The sequence below is a fragment of the Porphyrobacter sp. ULC335 genome, from assembly GCF_025917005.1.
Lineage (GTDB): Bacteria > Pseudomonadota > Alphaproteobacteria > Sphingomonadales > Sphingomonadaceae > Erythrobacter.
In genome coordinates this window covers 2571830-2586005 of record NZ_CP078091.1, presented here as the reverse complement: position 1 = coordinate 2586005, position 14176 = coordinate 2571830, and the positions used below count along the sequence as shown (strand labels likewise).

Here is a 14176-nt window from a genome sequence, read left to right as displayed (position 1 = left end):
CCTTGCCCGCATAGGGGCATGAAGGGGGCGCGCATTTTGTGGTGAACCGGCGCGCCCGAAGGCTGTGCCGGAAGGGATGATCGCGCTTTGGCCGCAAATGGCGGCGGTCAGCGCGAAGCTCGTGTCTGCAGCGATGTACGTGCGGCCAGGCGCCGCGTTTTCACCCGCAACGGCACGCACGCGTTGCTCACGCATTGTGCTCGTTTGGCGGGAAAAACGTTCTGTCACTGCATCAACCTGTACTGGACCGGGGTGCGAAAAAGGATGTGCCCCGGCGCAAGAGGCGGGCAAGTGGGGCGCGCAGTCGCGCCTTGGTGCAGCCTCTCTGGCAATAGCGCTAGCACTGTGGGGCAAACCCCGCAACTCTATTGCGTTTCGCGTCGGCTAGAACGTAAGCCGCATAGGCAATGAGTTATCGCACCCTGCTGCTGATCGTTCTGCTTGTCCCGGCCTTGCTGCTGGGCGGGGCGGCTGTGCTGGGTGTGACGATACCGGTGCCGATCTGGGGGCGCGACTACGTGCAGCGCATCGTGCTGGACGAGGGTCAGGCACCGATTGATCTTCCACCCATCTCCGGCCCTGACGACCCCTCGCGCCCGCTGGTGGTGATCGACGCGGGCCATGGCGGCCGCGATCCCGGCGCGATCGGTACCGATCCCGAGGGGCGCAAGGTGAGCGAGAAGGACATCACCCTCGCGATCGCGCTGGCGCTGCGCGACGAGCTGCTGCGACAAGGCGGCATCCGCGTTGCGCTGACACGCTCTGACGACCGTATTCTCCCGCTCCCGCACCGGCCCGAAATCGCCCGCCGGCTTGAGGCTGACCTGTTCGTGTCGATCCACGCCGATTCCGCCGGAGAGCGTGAGGACGTCAGCGGGGCGAGCATTTACACGCTATCTGACGAGGCATCGAGCGAGGCGGCGGCCCGCTTTGCCGCACGCGAGAACGACGCAGACCGGCTCAATGGCATCACAATCGACGGGCAGAGCGAGGCGGTGAGTGCGATCCTCGTCGAACTGTCGCAGCAGCGGACGCAGGAAGACGCGCTGGCCTTTGCCGGTCTGGTGGTGCGCGAGGGCGAGCGCGATCTGGCTTTCGTACCCGAGCCGCGCCGCGCGGCAGCGCTGGCGGTGCTGCGTGCACCCGATGTGCCGTCGGTGCTGTTCGAAAGCGGCTTCGTGACCAATCTTTCCGACCGCGCCCGGCTCACCACATCCGAGGGGCGGGCGCGCTATGCCGGCGTGCTGGCGCGCGCGATCCGCGTCTACTTCGCGCGCCGGAGCGAGCCGCAGGCGGGCGGGGAATAGGTTCGCAAAGCGGCTAGCCTTGGCCGATGCCAGCGTGCTAGTTGCCGCCCGTCCATGACCGAGCCTGACACGCCATCCACCCAGCCATCGACCTGGGCTTACTTGCGCTACCGCGTGAACCGCGATCTTGGCGGCGCGCTGGCGTGGTTCCGCGCGCGCTGGCGCGAGAGCCGTCTGTTCAGGATGGTGGCGATTGCCTTTGGCCTGTTCCTCGCGCTGTGGATCGCGGTATTCGTATGGCTGGCGAGCGACCTTCCCGAGGCCGAGGCACTGCTCACCTATGAAACGCCGCTGCCCACCGTGGTGCGCGGGGTGGATGGCGAGATCGTTCATTCCTACGCCCGCGAACGGCGCGTGCAGCTGCAATATGCCGACTTCCCGCAGAAGCTGATCGAATCCTACCTTGCAGCCGAGGACAAGACCTTCTTCAGCCACGGCGGCGTCGATTTTCTCGGCACGGCCAATGCGGTGTTCGACTATGCCCGCAAGGCCGGAACGGGTGAGCGCGCCGTGGGCGGTTCCACCATTACCCAGCAGGTCGCCAAGAACCTGCTGCTGGGCGACGAGTATTCGGTGAGCCGCAAGCTGAAGGAAATGATCCTCGCCGGGCGCATCGAGCAGGTGCTGACCAAGCAGGAGATCCTTGAGCTTTATCTCAACGAAATTCCGCTCGGCCGTCGTAGCTTTGGGGTGCAGGCGGCGGCGCGGGCCTATTTCGACAAGGATGTCGATGATCTCGAACTGCACGAGATGGCGTTTCTCGCGATCCTGCCCAAGGCGCCCGAGCGCTATGGGCGGAAAGGTCAGGAACAGGCCGCGCTCGAACGCCGCAATTTCGTTCTGGGGCAGATGGAAGCGAACGGCTTCATCACCGGGTCGGAGCGGCGCGCGGCGGCGGCCAAGCCGCTAGGCCTCGTCACCCAACGCCGCGAACGTAGCGTCGATGCAGGCTATTTCCTCGAAGAAGTGCGCCGCGAACTGATCGAGCGATTTGGCGAGAATGCCGAGGGCGGGCCGAATTCGGTCTATGCCGGGGGCCTGTGGGTGCGCACCTCGCTTGATCCGCAGATGCAGCTTGCGGCGCGTGATGCGCTGCGGGAAGGCTTGCTGCGCTATCACGGCGGGCGGGCCTGGGCAGGGCCGATCGCAACGCTTGACGTGTCAGAGGGCAACTGGGCGAGCCAGCTGCAATCCTCGCCGCTCGGGATCAGCTACAAGGACTGGCGCGTCGGCGTGGTCACCAGCCGCAGCGGCCAGTCTGCGCGGATCGGTTTTGCCGATGGCACCGAGGCACCGCTTGGCGGCCTGCCCAACGCGCTGAAGGCGGGCGATGTGATCGCCGCGAGCCCTTCGGGCAATGGTTGGAACGTGCGCACGATCCCCGAAGCGCAGGGCGCGCTGGTGGTGGAAAGCGCGCAGACCGGGCGGGTGCTGGCCATGCAGGGCGGGTTCGATCATCGCCTGTCGGACTTCAACCGCGCGACCCAGGCCAATCGCCAGCCGGGCTCGACCATCAAGCCCTTCGTCTATGCCGCCGGTCTCGACACCGGGATGACCCCTTCGACCCAGGTCGATAACACGCGATTCTGCTATTATCAGGGCGCAGGGCTGGGCGAGAAGTGCATCCGCGGCGGCACCGGCAGCGGCGGGCAGCACCCGATGCGCTATGGTCTCGAACAGTCGCAGAATATCATGACCGTGCAGATCGGCATGACGGCGGGCATGAACAATGTCGTGCAGGGGATCGAGAAGCTGGGGATCGGCAAGTTCCCCGCCTACCCCTCGACCGCGCTCGGGGCAGGGGAGACGACGCTGGTCAAGATGGTCGCCGCTTACAGCGCGCTCGCCAACCACGGACGTCTCAATCCGCCTACGCTGATCGACTATGTGCAGGACCGCCGCGGCAAGGTGCTGTGGCGCGCCGACAATCGCGACTGCAAGGGCTGCAACATGCCCAAGTGGGACGGCAAGCCCATGCCGCGCTTCGGGGTCAAGGGCACCCAGGCGATGGACGCGCGCACCGCGTTTCAGGTGATGAACATGCTGCGCGGCGCGGTGAGCCGCGGCACCGCGACGGTGCTCAATCCGCTGGGCCTTCCGCTGTTCGGCAAGACCGGCACCACCACCGGCCCCAAGGACGTGTGGTTCATCGGCGGCACCCAGCAGTTGGTTGCGGGTGCTTACGTGGGCTTCGACCAGCCGCGCAACATGGGCGGCTATGCCTTCGGCGGCACGATCGCCGCGCCGATCATCAAGAGCCTGATCGAAAAGACCCGCACGAAATGGTCCGATCTTCCCCCCGTCGCGCCCACGGGCGTTCGCATGGTGCGGGTCGATCGCCGATCGGGCAAGCGCGTGTTCGATGGCTGGCCGAGTGATGATCCCAAGTCGGCGATCATCTGGGAGGCCTTCAAGCCGGACACCGAGCCAGAGCGCTATACCCGGCAGGATGCCATCGCAGCCAAACGCAACGAAATCCTCGCGCTGATCCGCGCCGGGCGGCAGAACGCCGAAAGCGCGGTTGTCGAAACGCCGGTGGAAGAAGGCGATGCTTTAGTGGAGGGCGGAATTGATTGATCCGGCGTCAGACGGACGCGGGCTGGAACCCGTGGCAGGGCTGGCGGGTTAGGGTGTCATGAAACGCTCAATCATCGCCCCGCTCGCCGCGCTTGCCCTTGCCGGCATTGCCGCCGTTACCGTCACCAGCGCTTCGGCTGAATTGCCCAAGGGAGCCAAGGCACCCGGATTTTCGACGACCGCCGCGCTCGCCGGCAAGGAGTTCGGTTTCAACCTGAAGTCCGCTTTGGCGAAAGGCCCGGTGGTTCTCTATTTCTACCCCAAGGCGTTCACTTCGGGTTGCACGCTGGAAGCCAATGCTTTCGCTGACGCCATGCCCAAGTTCAAGGCGGCCGGCGCGAGCGTAATCGGCATGTCGGGTGACGATATCGCGACCCTCAAGCGTTTCAGCCGCGAGGAATGCCGGGACGCTTTCCCGGTCGGCGTCGCTTCGGCCAAGATCATCGCCGCTTATGACGTGGCTATGGGCAAATCCGGCCTGACCACGCGCACGTCTTACGTGATCGCGCAGGACGGGCGGATCGTCGCTGTTCATTCGGATTCGGATTATCGCGGCCATGTCGACAAGACGCTCGCGGCGGTGCGTTCGCTGAAGAAGTAGGGCTGTCACGCAAGATCGTGGCCGCTTTACAATCGCGCCGCCCACGCTAAGCGCATCGGCCTTATTTGCTTCATGTCGTGAAGGATAGACCATGCGGGCCGAGGCCCAGGCTTACATCAACCGGATCGATGCGGCGCTGGCGCTGGTGCGCCTGTCGCTCGACTGGGAGCGCGCGCTGCGGCGGCTCGAGGAGCTGAACGCGCGCGTGCAGGACCCGAACCTGTGGGACAATCCCAAGCAGGCGCAGGCGATCAGCCGCGAGCAGAAGACGCTCGAGACGGCGGTCAACACCGTGAACGAAATCGCCGCCGAAATGGCCGACGCCATCGAGTTCATCGAAATGGGCGAAGCCGAGGGCGAGGACAGCATCGTCGATGATGGTCTGCGCACGCTCGAACGGCTCGCCGACCGCGCCGATGCCGACAAGGTGCAGGCGCTTCTCTCGGGTGAGGTCGACGGCAACGACACCTATCTGGAAATCCACGCAGGCGCGGGCGGCACGGAAAGCCAGGACTGGGCCGAGATGCTGTTCCGCATGTATGGCCGCTGGGCCGAACGCCGCGGTTTCAAGGTCGAGACGGTGGAGTACCAGGCGGGCGAGCAGGCTGGGATCAAGTCGGCAACGTTGCTCATCAAGGGCGACGGTGCCTATGGCTATGCCAAGACCGAAAGCGGTGTCCATCGCCTCGTCCGGATCAGCCCCTATGACAGTTCGGCGCGGCGCCACACCAGCTTTTCGAGCGTGTGGGTCTTCCCGGTGATCGACGATTCTTTCGAGATCGACATCAACCCCGCAGACCTGAAAATCGACACCTACCGCGCCTCGGGTGCAGGCGGGCAGCACGTCAACACCACCGATTCCGCGGTGCGCATTACCCACCAGCCGAGCGGGATCGTGGTCGCCAGCCAGCAGGACCGCAGCCAGCACAAGAACCGCGAAATCGCTATGAACATGCTGAAGGCGAGGCTTTACGAGGCCGAGATGCGTGCCCGCGAGGAAGCGGCCAGCGCGGAGCATTCAGCCAAGAGCGATATTGGCTGGGGCCACCAGATCCGCTCCTACGTCTTGCAGCCCTACCAGATGGTCAAGGACCTGCGCACCGGCGTGGTCTCGACCTCGCCCGATGCGGTTCTGGACGGCGCGATCGACCCCTTCATCTCTGCCGCGCTCGCTCAGCGCGTAACGGGCGAAAAGGTCGAGATCGAGGACGTGGAATAAGCGCGATGCAGCCCCGGCGCCTGCTCCTTTCCAGCATCGCGGCGATGGCCGCTGTCATGCTGGCCGGGTGTGACATGCTTGTCCCGGCAGCGCCGGACCGGCCGGATAGCGCGCTTGCCTTCCCCACTCCCGACCGCCCGGTCGCCAGTGTCGTCTCCAACCAGTTCTCCAACGAGGACGTGCGTGACGAGCGCAACGAAGCGCAGGTCGTCATGGAACTCGCCGACATGCGCCCGGGAATGACCGTTGCCGACATTGGTGCGGGCGAGGGCTATTATACCGTGCGGCTCGCCGAAAGGGTCGGCGCTGACGGGCGCGTGCTGGCGCAGGATATCAGCCGCGAGGCTCTGGACAGGCTGGGCCGCCGCGTGGAGCGGGAACGGCTCGAGAATATCTCGATCAAGTTCGGCGATACCGATAATCCGCAGCTTCCGCCTGACAGCTTCGACCGCATCTTCATGGTGCACATGTACCACGAGGTGACGGAGCCTTACGCGTTCCTGTGGAACATGTGGCCGGCCCTCAACGCGGGCGGGCAGATTGTTGTGGTGGAAAGCGACAGCCCCGTAGGCCGCCACGGCCTTCCGCACACGGTGCTGTTCTGCGAGTTCGAGGCGGTGGGCTATGTGCTTGTCGAGTATATCGAGCGCCCTGACATCAAAGGCTATTTCGCCCGTTTCCAGCGCGGTGCCGCGCGTACCGCGCCGGATGCGATCAAGGTCTGCGACGCAGGCTAGCTAGCAAAACCGCCGTCTCAATCGTTGCGGCGCGCGTATCTCGTCACTATGTGACCACCACGTAATGCGCGCCAGGGGACGGCGTGAAGAGGAGTTTTCATTGTTCAAGGGATTGAGCCCGATCGTCTATGGCGGGCGTGAAGTCTGGCCGCTGGTTGAGGGCGGCAAAGGTGTGTCGGCCACCAACCATGCCAGCTCCGGCGCTTGGGCGGCGGCGGGTGGAATCGGCACAGTCAGCGCGGTCAATGCGGATAGCTATGACGATGACGGTAACCCGATCCCGCAGGTCTACCATGGCCGCACCCGCGAGGAGCGCCATCAGGAACTGATACAATACGCCATCGACGGCGCGACCACGCAGGTGAAAAAGGCCTACGAGCTCGCGAACGGCAAGGGCGCGATCAACATCAATGTGTTGTGGGAAATGGGCGGGGCGCAGGCCGTGCTCGAAGGCGTTCTGGAGAACACGCGCGGCATGGTGACAGGCGTCACCTGCGGTGCAGGGATGCCTTACAAGCTCGCCGAAATCGCGGCGCGGTTCAATGTTTGCTACCTGCCTATCGTCAGTTCCGGCCGGGCCTTCCGCGCGTTGTGGAAGCGCAGCTATCACAAGGTTCCCGACCTGATGGCGGCGGTGGTCTATGAAGACCCGTGGCTGGCCGGCGGTCACAATGGCCTCTCCAACGCCGAAGACCCGACGAAGCCGGAAGACCCCTATCCCCGCGTCAAGGTGCTGCGCGACACGATGCGCGCCGAGGGCGTGCCCGATAGCGTGCCGATCGTCATGGCCGGCGGCGTGTGGTGCCTGCGCGAATGGAACGATTGGATCGATAATCCCGAGCTCGGCACCATCGCCTTCCAGTTCGGCACGCGGCCCCTGCTGACGCAGGAAAGCCCGATCCCGCAGATCTGGAAAGACATGCTGCGCACGGTCGAACCGGGCGACGTTCTGCTTCACAAATTCTCGCCCACCGGCTTCTATTCGAGCGCGGTCAAGACCCCGTTCCTCTATGATCTGATGCACCGTTCGGAGCGCCAGATCCCCTTCTTCAAGCGCGGCGAGGAAGAAGGCACCGTCCAGCTTGGCGAAGACGGCAAGGCGCGCAGCTTCTGGGTCAAGCCCGAGGACAAGGCACGGGCCGATATGTGGATCCGCGCCGGTCATAGCGAACCCTTGAAGACCCCGGACAACACCATAGTCTTCGTCACGCCGGAATCGCGCGAGACGATCCGCAAGGATCAACAGGACTGCATGGGCTGCCTGTCGCATTGCGGTTTTTCCAGCTGGAAGGACCACGACGACTACACCACCGGACGCCTTGCCGACCCGCGCAGCTTCTGCATCCAGAAGACGCTTCAGGACATCGCCCACGGCGATGATCCCGACAAGAACCTCGCCTTCGCGGGTCACGCTGCCTACCGGTTCAAGCAGGACCCCTTCTACTCGAACGGCTATACCCCGAGTGTGGGCGAGCTGGTCGAGCGGATTTTGACGGGGGATTGATGGCTGGCGGGGCGATGACGGATGACACAGCCCCGCCGCCGTTTTCGCTCTGGTTGCGCGAGCTTCCGAGCACTCTGCCGATCGTCTTAAGTCCGTTGCGCTCTGCGCGGGCCATTGTTGGTGCCCGGCCGGGAAACGGACAGCCAGTGCTGGTCTTTCCCGGCATCCTTTCGAGCGACAATGCAACCGCGCTGCTCCGTCGTACACTCTCCAAGACCGGCTATAGCGTGCATCCCTCGGGCCTCGGCTTCGTTACGGGAATTACGCCGGAAACCATGGCCCGCGCCGAGGCTCGGCTGAAGGCGGTGGCTCAGGCAGAGGGGCGCAAGGTGGCGCTGGTGGGCTGGAGCCTTGGCGGGATCTACGCACGCGTGCTCGCCCAGCGCCATCCCGATCTGGTCGAGTTGGTGATGACGCTCGGCAGTCCTTTCTCGGGCGACCGGCGCGCCAACAATGCCTGGCGTGTGTATGAGGCGCTCAACGATCATAAGGTCGACGCGTCGCCGCTGCCCGATGATCCTGCGGTGAAGCCGTCCGTTCCGACGATCGCTCTATGGTCGCGGAACGATGGAGTGATTGCGCCAGCCTCGGCAAGGGGCGCTCCACACGAACGCGACGCCGAGGTGGAGGTGCCGTTCAGTCATTTTGCGCTGGGGTCAGCGCGTCGTTCGATCGCCCGGATTGTGACCGAACTCGGTGACCGGCTGAACCCTTAGCCCCGCACCAGCGCCGTCAGCACCTGATCCGGCGGCCTGTGGCCGTCGGCCCACATGCGGATATTCGCGATCACCTTGTGGCCCGAATCCTCACGGCCTTCTGCGGTCGCGCTGCCGATGTGGGGAAGGGTCATCACATTGGGGTGTGCGATCAGGCGCGGGTCGACGTGGGGCTCGTCGGGGTAGACATCGAGCCCGGCGCCCGCGAGGTGGCCTGACTCCAGCGCCGCGATCAGCGCCTCCTGATCGATCAGCTCGCCGCGGGCGGTGTTCACAATGCTGCTGCCCGGCTTCATCAGCGCGATGCGGCGCGCATCCACAAGGTGGCGGGTCTCCTCGGTCAGCGGGCAGTGCAGGGTGAGGATGTCCGCCTCCGCCATCAGCGCATCGACATCGCCGACGTAACGCGCACCCAGCATCCGTTCGAGCGCTTCGGGCAGGGGCTTGCGGTTGGTGTAGGCGATCTCCAGTCCGAAGGCGCGGGCGCGGTGGGCCACGGCTTGACCGATGCGGCCCATGCCCACGATCCCGAGCACCTTGCCCGCGAGCTTCCTCCCGAGCAGGCCCGAAGGCGCCCAGCCGGTCCATTCCCCGCGCCGCACCAAGGCGGTGCCTTCGCGAATCCGGCGGGGCACGCCGATGATGCCGGCCATCGTCAGGTCGGCGGTATCGTCGGTGAAGACGCCGGGAGTGTTGGTGACGATGATGCGGCGCGCGGCAGCGGCGGCGAGGTCGATATGCTCGGTCCCCGCACCGAAGCTGGCGATCAGGCCGAGGCGCTCGCCCGCACCAGCGATCAGATCGGCGTCGATCCGATCGGTCACCGTCGGCACCAACACGTCGCAGTTCTGCATTGCAGCCGCCAACTGGTCGCGGGTCAGCGGAACGTCCGCTTCATTCAGCACCACGTCGAAGAGCTGGCGCATCCGCGCCTCAACCTCGGGCATCAGGTGGCGCGTGACAATAACGCGCGGGGCATTGGCGAGCGGGCGGGGAGGGCGCTGGTTCATGGGTGACGGGCTAATGCCACAGGGGCTTTGCGGTCAAGGCGCGGATGCGCACGCGCCGCTTGAATCCGCACAGGTGAAGGCGCTATCGCTGACGCAATGCAGATAACCCGTTTCATTTCGATGCTCAGCCTGATGCTGATGCTGGCCGCCGCCATCGTGATCGCGCCGCTGAGCGCGCAGGACCGGGCGCTGCCCTATTGGGCGGCGCTACGGTACGAGCAGGTCAACATGCGCGTCGGCCCGAGCGCCGAGTATCCGGTAACCTGGGTCTATCAGCGCAAGGGCCTGCCGGTGAAAGTCATCCGCGTCCGCGAAGGCTGGCGTCTGGTCGAGGATCACGAGGGTACGCAGGGCTGGATCGCCTCCAGCCAGCTTGATCCTGCACGCGGCGGCATGGTGATCGGCAAGGGCACCGCCGAGGTACGCGCTGAAGCGGGCGGGTCGGGCGCGATCAAGTGGCGGGCCGAACCGGGGGTGGTCGCCCGCCTCAAGACCTGCCGCGAGGGATGGTGCGAAGTCGATATCGACGGGCGCAAGGGCTGGATAAGCGCCGCGCGCCTGTGGGGATCGCAACCGCTGCCGGGCGACGAATAGCGCCGCCCGGCGCGCGTCGCGTCAGACCAATTCGATCGCGATCGCGGTCGCTTCCCCGCCGCCGATGCACAGGCTCGCGACACCGCGAGTCTTGCCCTGCGCCTTCAGCGCCGCAATCAGCGTGACGATGATCCGCGCGCCGCTGGCGCCGATAGGATGGCCCAGCGCCGTGCCGCCGCCGTTGACGTTGATCTTCTCGTGCGGAATGCCAAGGTCGCGCATCGCGAACATCGCCACGCAGGCAAAGGCCTCGTTCACTTCGAACAGATCGACATCGTCCACGCCCCAGCCGGCGCGGGCGAGCACCTTCTGGATTGCCGGGATAGGTGCGGTGGTGAACTGCGCGGGGGCCTGCGCGTGGGCAGCGGTGGCCACAACGCGGGCAACCGGGCTCAGGCCCTTGGCCTCGGCCACGCTCGCACGGGTCAACACCAGCGCGGCGGCGCCGTCCGAAATCGAGCTGGAAGTGGCGGCGGTAATCGTCCCGTCCTTGGCGAAGGCGGGCTTCAGCTGCGGGATCTTGTCCGGTCGGCCCTTGCCGGGCGCTTCGTCGTGCTCGACCACAACGTCACCCGCACGGGTCGTTACCGTCACCGGCACGACCTCGTCGGCGAAAGCGCCGCTGCTGATCGCGCGGTTGGCGCGGGCGAGCGATTCGATGGAATAGGCGTCCATGTCCTCGCGGGTCATCTGGTAAGCGTTGGCGGTGTCCTGCGCGAAGGTGCCCATCGCCCGGCCCGGCTCGTAAGCGTCTTCCAGCCCGTCGAGGAACATGTGGTCATAGGCTGTGTCATGCCCCAGCCGCGCGCCCGAGCGGTGCTTCTTGAGCAGGTAGGGCGCATTGGTCATGCTCTCCATCCCGCCCGCGACCACGAAATCAATGGTGCCGCTGGCCAGCGCCTCTGCGCCCATGATCACGGTCTGCATGCCCGATCCGCACACCTTGTTCACGGTGGTCGCTTCAACCGAGAGCGGCAGGCCCGCCTTGATCGCCGCCTGACGCGCGGGGGCTTGACCAAGTCCGGCGGGGAGTACGCAGCCGATATAGGCGCGGTCGATGTCCGCGCCGCTGACGCCCGCGCGTTCCACCGCAGCCTTGACCGCAATCGCGCCAAGATCTGTCGCCGTCACCTCTGCCAGTGCGCCCTGCATGGCGCCCATCGGGGTGCGGGCATAGGACAGGATCACGATCGGATCGGCGGGTGAAAGCTGGGTCATGGATGGAATCCTTGCGTCACGGAACAGTATGTCGGGGGGCGATGTAATGCTGCGGTGCGGCATTGGCAATCGGGCGGCCATGCTTGCAGCTTGCGCCCGCGGCGAGATTCCGCAAGAACACGTCGCAAATAAAAACGCATCTATGTCTATGGGAGAACGACATGGCCGATGATCGCCGCGAAGAACTCGAAGCCCTTCTGGCGCGCCAACGCGCCGCCTTCACCGCCTCGCGCCCCGAGCCGATGTCGCAGCGCAAGGACCGCATCCGCCGCGCAATGGCGCTGGTGAAGGATCATGGCGAGGAATTCGCCAAGGCGATGAGCGCCGATTTCGGCAGCCGTTCGATGCACCAGTCGATGCTGACCGACATTGCGGCCACCGTGGGCGCGGGCAATCACGCGCTCAAGCACATGGACGCCTGGGCCAAGACGGAAAAGCGCAAGGTGCAGTTCCCGTTGGGGCTGCTCGGTGCGAGGGCCGAACTGCGTTACGGACCCAAAGGTGTGATCGGCATCCTCAGCCCGTGGAACTTCCCGGTGCAGCTCGCCTTCGGGCCGCTGATGCAGGTGCTCGCCGCGGGCAACCGGGCAATGATCAAGCCGTCCGAATTCACCGAGCGCACCAGCGAGCTGATGGCCCAGCTGACGGCGGAATATTTCGCGCCCGAGGAAGTGGCGGTGGTGACCGGCAGCCCCGAGGTGGCGGCGGCGTTCTCCTCGCTTCCCTTCGACCATCTGGTCTTCACCGGATCGACTGCGACCGGGCGGCGGGTGATGCAGGCGGCTGCAGCGAACCTCGTGCCGGTGACGCTGGAACTAGGCGGAAAATCGCCGGTCATCATGGGCCGCGGTGCCGATTTCGCCAAGGCGGGTGAACGCATCGCCATCGGCAAGATGATGAATGCAGGCCAGATCTGCCTCGCGCCCGATTACCTGATGGTGCCCGAGGACAAGCAGGACGAGGCGGTGGCCGGCGTAGTTGGCGCGGCGAGCGCGATGTATCCGCGCCTGCTCGACAATGATGATTACGCCTCGATTGTGTCCGACCGCCATTTCGAGCGGCTTCAGGGCCTCGTCGCCGATGCACGCGACAAGGGCGCCGAGGTGATCGAGGTCAATCCGGCGCGCGAGGACTTCTCCAACGCCAACCAGCGCAAGATGCCGCTGACCATCCTCAAGAACGTGAATGATGGCATGACCGTGATGCAGGAGGAAATCTTCGGCCCGGTGCTGCCGGTGATGACGTACAAGGCGGTGGATCAGGCGGTCGACTACATCAACGAGCATGACCGTCCGCTCGGCCTCTATTACTTCGGCGAGGACAAGGGCGAGCAGGAGCGCGTGCTAACCCGCACCATCTCGGGCGGGGTGACCACCAATGATGTGGTGTTCCATGTGTCGATGGAGGACCTGCCGTTTGGCGGGGTCGGGCCTTCGGGGATGGGGAGCTATCACGCCATCGAAGGCTTCCGCGAGTTCAGCCATGCCCGCGCGGTGTACCATCAGCCCAAGATCGATATCGCCAAACTGGGCGGGTTGAAGCCGCCCTATGGCAAGGCGACCGAGACAGCGGCCGCGCGCATGATGAAGTAGCCGCGGCGGTGCGGCGGGCGGTCAATCCGCCGCAACCTGTGTTCGATTTCCTGCAACATACCTCAGGGCTTTTCCCCGAGTCGCACCCTTGCGCGAGCGCGGCGACAGGCTTAGGGCGACCTCGGGATTAATAGCTTGGACATCGCCGTGGTCGACCTCAGCCAGTATCTGCCGATACTGTTATTCGTACTGGTGGCCTTGGGGCTTTCGGTACTTTTCGTCGTGGCACCAATGGCGGTGTCGCGCCTGACCGGCGTACACAACCCCGACGCCGAAAAGCTGTCCGAATATGAATGCGGCTTTCCCGCGTTCGAGGACGCGCGCAGCCAGTTCGATGTGCGCTTCTACCTCGTGGCGATCAGCTTCATCGTGTTCGATTTGGAGGCTGCCTTCCTGTTCCCCTGGGCGGTGAGCCTCGATGTGACGGGCTGGACCGGATGGGGGGGCATGATGGTGTTCCTCTTCATCCTCGCGGTCGGGCTTGCTTATGAATGGAAGAAAGGGGCGTTGGACTGGGAATGACCAATATCGTTTCTCCTCCCCAAGGATTGCCCGACATTTCCGCGCTGACCAACGCCGCTGTCGGCGCGGTGCGTGCGCCCGATGCGAGCTATTTCAACGATCTCCAGACCGAAGTTGGCGAGAAGGGTTTCCTCGTCACCTCGACCGAGGATCTGTTCCAGTGGGCCCGCACCGGCAGCCTTTGGTGGATGACCTTCGGCCTGGCGTGCTGCGCGGTCGAAATGATCCACGCCAACATGCCGCGTTTTGACATGGAGCGCTTCGGCGCTGCGCCGCGCGCCTCTCCGCGCCAGTCGGACGTGATGATCGTGGCTGGCACGCTGTGCAACAAGATGGCCCCGGCGCTGCGCAAGGTTTACGACCAGATGTCGGACCCCAAATATGTGATCAGCATGGGCAGCTGCGCCAATGGCGGCGGCTATTACCACTATTCCTATTCGGTCGTGCGCGGCTGTGACCGCATCGTTCCGGTCGACATCTACGTCCCCGGCTGCCCGCCGACCGCCGAGGCGCTGCTTTACGGCGTCATGCAATTGCAGCGGAAGATCCGCCGCGTCGGCACCATCGAGAGGTAGGGGC

General features: G+C 65.1%; 13 protein-coding genes. 11 read left to right on the top strand and 2 right to left on the bottom strand.

Annotated elements, in window-relative coordinates:
* Positions 1 to 407 precede the first annotated feature (407 nt).
* From KVF90_RS12335 to KVF90_RS12305, 7 genes are all read left to right on the top strand, one after another.
* Positions 408 to 1307, top strand: a complete 900-nt coding sequence (locus KVF90_RS12335; RefSeq protein ID WP_264391874.1) for an N-acetylmuramoyl-L-alanine amidase family protein — start codon at positions 408 to 410, stop codon at positions 1305 to 1307.
* Between the two features lie 54 nt (positions 1308 to 1361).
* Positions 1362 to 3884 carry a penicillin-binding protein 1A gene (locus KVF90_RS12330; RefSeq protein WP_264391873.1) on the top strand — a complete coding sequence of 841 codons (2523 nt, stop codon included), beginning with the start codon at positions 1362 to 1364 and terminating at the stop codon, positions 3882 to 3884.
* 58 nt (positions 3885 to 3942) lie between these two features.
* A complete protein-coding gene (locus tag KVF90_RS12325; RefSeq protein WP_264391872.1) occupies positions 3943 to 4485 on the top strand; it encodes a peroxiredoxin in 543 nt (180 codons plus the stop codon).
* Positions 4486 to 4576: 91 nt separating this feature from the next.
* The gene (prfB, locus tag KVF90_RS12320) at positions 4577 to 5704 is read left to right on the top strand and encodes a peptide chain release factor 2 (RefSeq protein WP_264391871.1); all 1128 of its coding nucleotides are present in this window, start codon (positions 4577 to 4579) and stop codon (positions 5702 to 5704) included.
* A 5-nt stretch (positions 5705 to 5709) separates the two neighbouring features.
* A complete protein-coding gene (locus tag KVF90_RS12315) occupies positions 5710 to 6441 on the top strand; it encodes a class I SAM-dependent methyltransferase (RefSeq protein ID WP_264391870.1) in 732 nt (243 codons plus the stop codon).
* A 64-nt stretch (positions 6442 to 6505) separates the two neighbouring features.
* Positions 6506 to 7945 carry an NAD(P)H-dependent flavin oxidoreductase gene (locus tag KVF90_RS12310; protein WP_264391869.1) on the top strand — a complete coding sequence of 480 codons (1440 nt, stop codon included), beginning with the start codon at positions 6506 to 6508 and terminating at the stop codon, positions 7943 to 7945.
* 146 nt (positions 7946 to 8091) lie between these two features.
* Positions 8092 to 8661 (top strand): alpha/beta hydrolase, encoded by a 570-nt coding sequence (locus KVF90_RS12305; RefSeq protein ID WP_264391868.1) that lies wholly within the window; start codon positions 8092 to 8094, stop codon positions 8659 to 8661.
* Here KVF90_RS12305 and KVF90_RS12300 read toward each other — a convergent pair.
* Positions 8658 to 9671 (bottom strand): 2-hydroxyacid dehydrogenase, encoded by a 1014-nt coding sequence (locus KVF90_RS12300; RefSeq protein WP_264391867.1) that lies wholly within the window; start codon positions 9669 to 9671, stop codon positions 8658 to 8660. The genes KVF90_RS12305 and KVF90_RS12300 overlap by 4 nt on opposite strands.
* A 96-nt stretch (positions 9672 to 9767) precedes the next feature.
* Between KVF90_RS12300 and KVF90_RS12295 the strand changes: the two genes are divergently transcribed.
* On the top strand, positions 9768 to 10265 hold the full coding sequence (locus KVF90_RS12295; protein WP_264391866.1) for an SH3 domain-containing protein: 498 nt from the start codon (positions 9768 to 9770) through the stop codon (positions 10263 to 10265).
* 21 nt (positions 10266 to 10286) lie between these two features.
* Here KVF90_RS12295 and KVF90_RS12290 read toward each other — a convergent pair whose 3' ends face one another.
* On the bottom strand, positions 10287 to 11483 hold the full coding sequence (locus KVF90_RS12290) for a thiolase family protein (protein ID WP_264391865.1): 1197 nt from the start codon (positions 11481 to 11483) through the stop codon (positions 10287 to 10289).
* 161 nt (positions 11484 to 11644) lie between these two features.
* Here KVF90_RS12290 and KVF90_RS12285 point away from each other — a divergent pair, with 161 nt between their 5' ends.
* The 3 genes from KVF90_RS12285 (at position 11645) to KVF90_RS12275 (ending at position 14172) form a co-directional block, all read left to right on the top strand.
* Positions 11645 to 13075 (top strand): coniferyl aldehyde dehydrogenase, encoded by a 1431-nt coding sequence (locus tag KVF90_RS12285; RefSeq protein WP_264391864.1) that lies wholly within the window; start codon positions 11645 to 11647, stop codon positions 13073 to 13075.
* Positions 13076 to 13222: 147 nt separating this feature from the next.
* On the top strand, positions 13223 to 13597 hold the full coding sequence (gene ndhC / locus KVF90_RS12280; RefSeq protein WP_264394503.1) for an NADH-quinone oxidoreductase subunit A: 375 nt from the start codon (positions 13223 to 13225) through the stop codon (positions 13595 to 13597).
* The gene (locus tag KVF90_RS12275) at positions 13594 to 14172 is read left to right on the top strand and encodes a NuoB/complex I 20 kDa subunit family protein (protein WP_264391863.1); all 579 of its coding nucleotides are present in this window, start codon (positions 13594 to 13596) and stop codon (positions 14170 to 14172) included. The genes ndhC and KVF90_RS12275 overlap by 4 nt, the downstream gene beginning before the upstream one ends.
* Positions 14173 to 14176: the final 4 nt, after the last annotated feature.

Bases quoted from the DNA above. Each gene is read 5' to 3' on its own strand.
- KVF90_RS12300 (WP_264391867.1), bottom strand. From the start codon at position 9,671: ATGAACCAGCGCCCTCCCCGCCCGCTCGCCAATGCCCCGCGCGTTATT.
- KVF90_RS12275 (WP_264391863.1), top strand. From the start codon at position 13,594: ATGACCAATATCGTTTCTCCTCCCCAAGGATTGCCCGACATTTCCGCG.
- KVF90_RS12310 (WP_264391869.1), top strand. From the start codon at position 6,506: ATGCGCGCCAGGGGACGGCGTGAAGAGGAGTTTTCATTGTTCAAGGGA.
- KVF90_RS12290 (WP_264391865.1), bottom strand. From the start codon at position 11,483: ATGACCCAGCTTTCACCCGCCGATCCGATCGTGATCCTGTCCTATGCC.
- KVF90_RS12330 (WP_264391873.1), top strand. From the start codon at position 1,362: ATGACCGAGCCTGACACGCCATCCACCCAGCCATCGACCTGGGCTTAC.
- KVF90_RS12325 (WP_264391872.1), top strand. From the start codon at position 3,943: ATGAAACGCTCAATCATCGCCCCGCTCGCCGCGCTTGCCCTTGCCGGC.
- KVF90_RS12285 (WP_264391864.1), top strand. From the start codon at position 11,645: ATGGCCGATGATCGCCGCGAAGAACTCGAAGCCCTTCTGGCGCGCCAA.
- KVF90_RS12315 (WP_264391870.1), top strand. From the start codon at position 5,710: ATGCAGCCCCGGCGCCTGCTCCTTTCCAGCATCGCGGCGATGGCCGCT.
- prfB (WP_264391871.1), top strand. From the start codon at position 4,577: ATGCGGGCCGAGGCCCAGGCTTACATCAACCGGATCGATGCGGCGCTG.
- KVF90_RS12295 (WP_264391866.1), top strand. From the start codon at position 9,768: ATGCAGATAACCCGTTTCATTTCGATGCTCAGCCTGATGCTGATGCTG.
- KVF90_RS12335 (WP_264391874.1), top strand. From the start codon at position 408: ATGAGTTATCGCACCCTGCTGCTGATCGTTCTGCTTGTCCCGGCCTTG.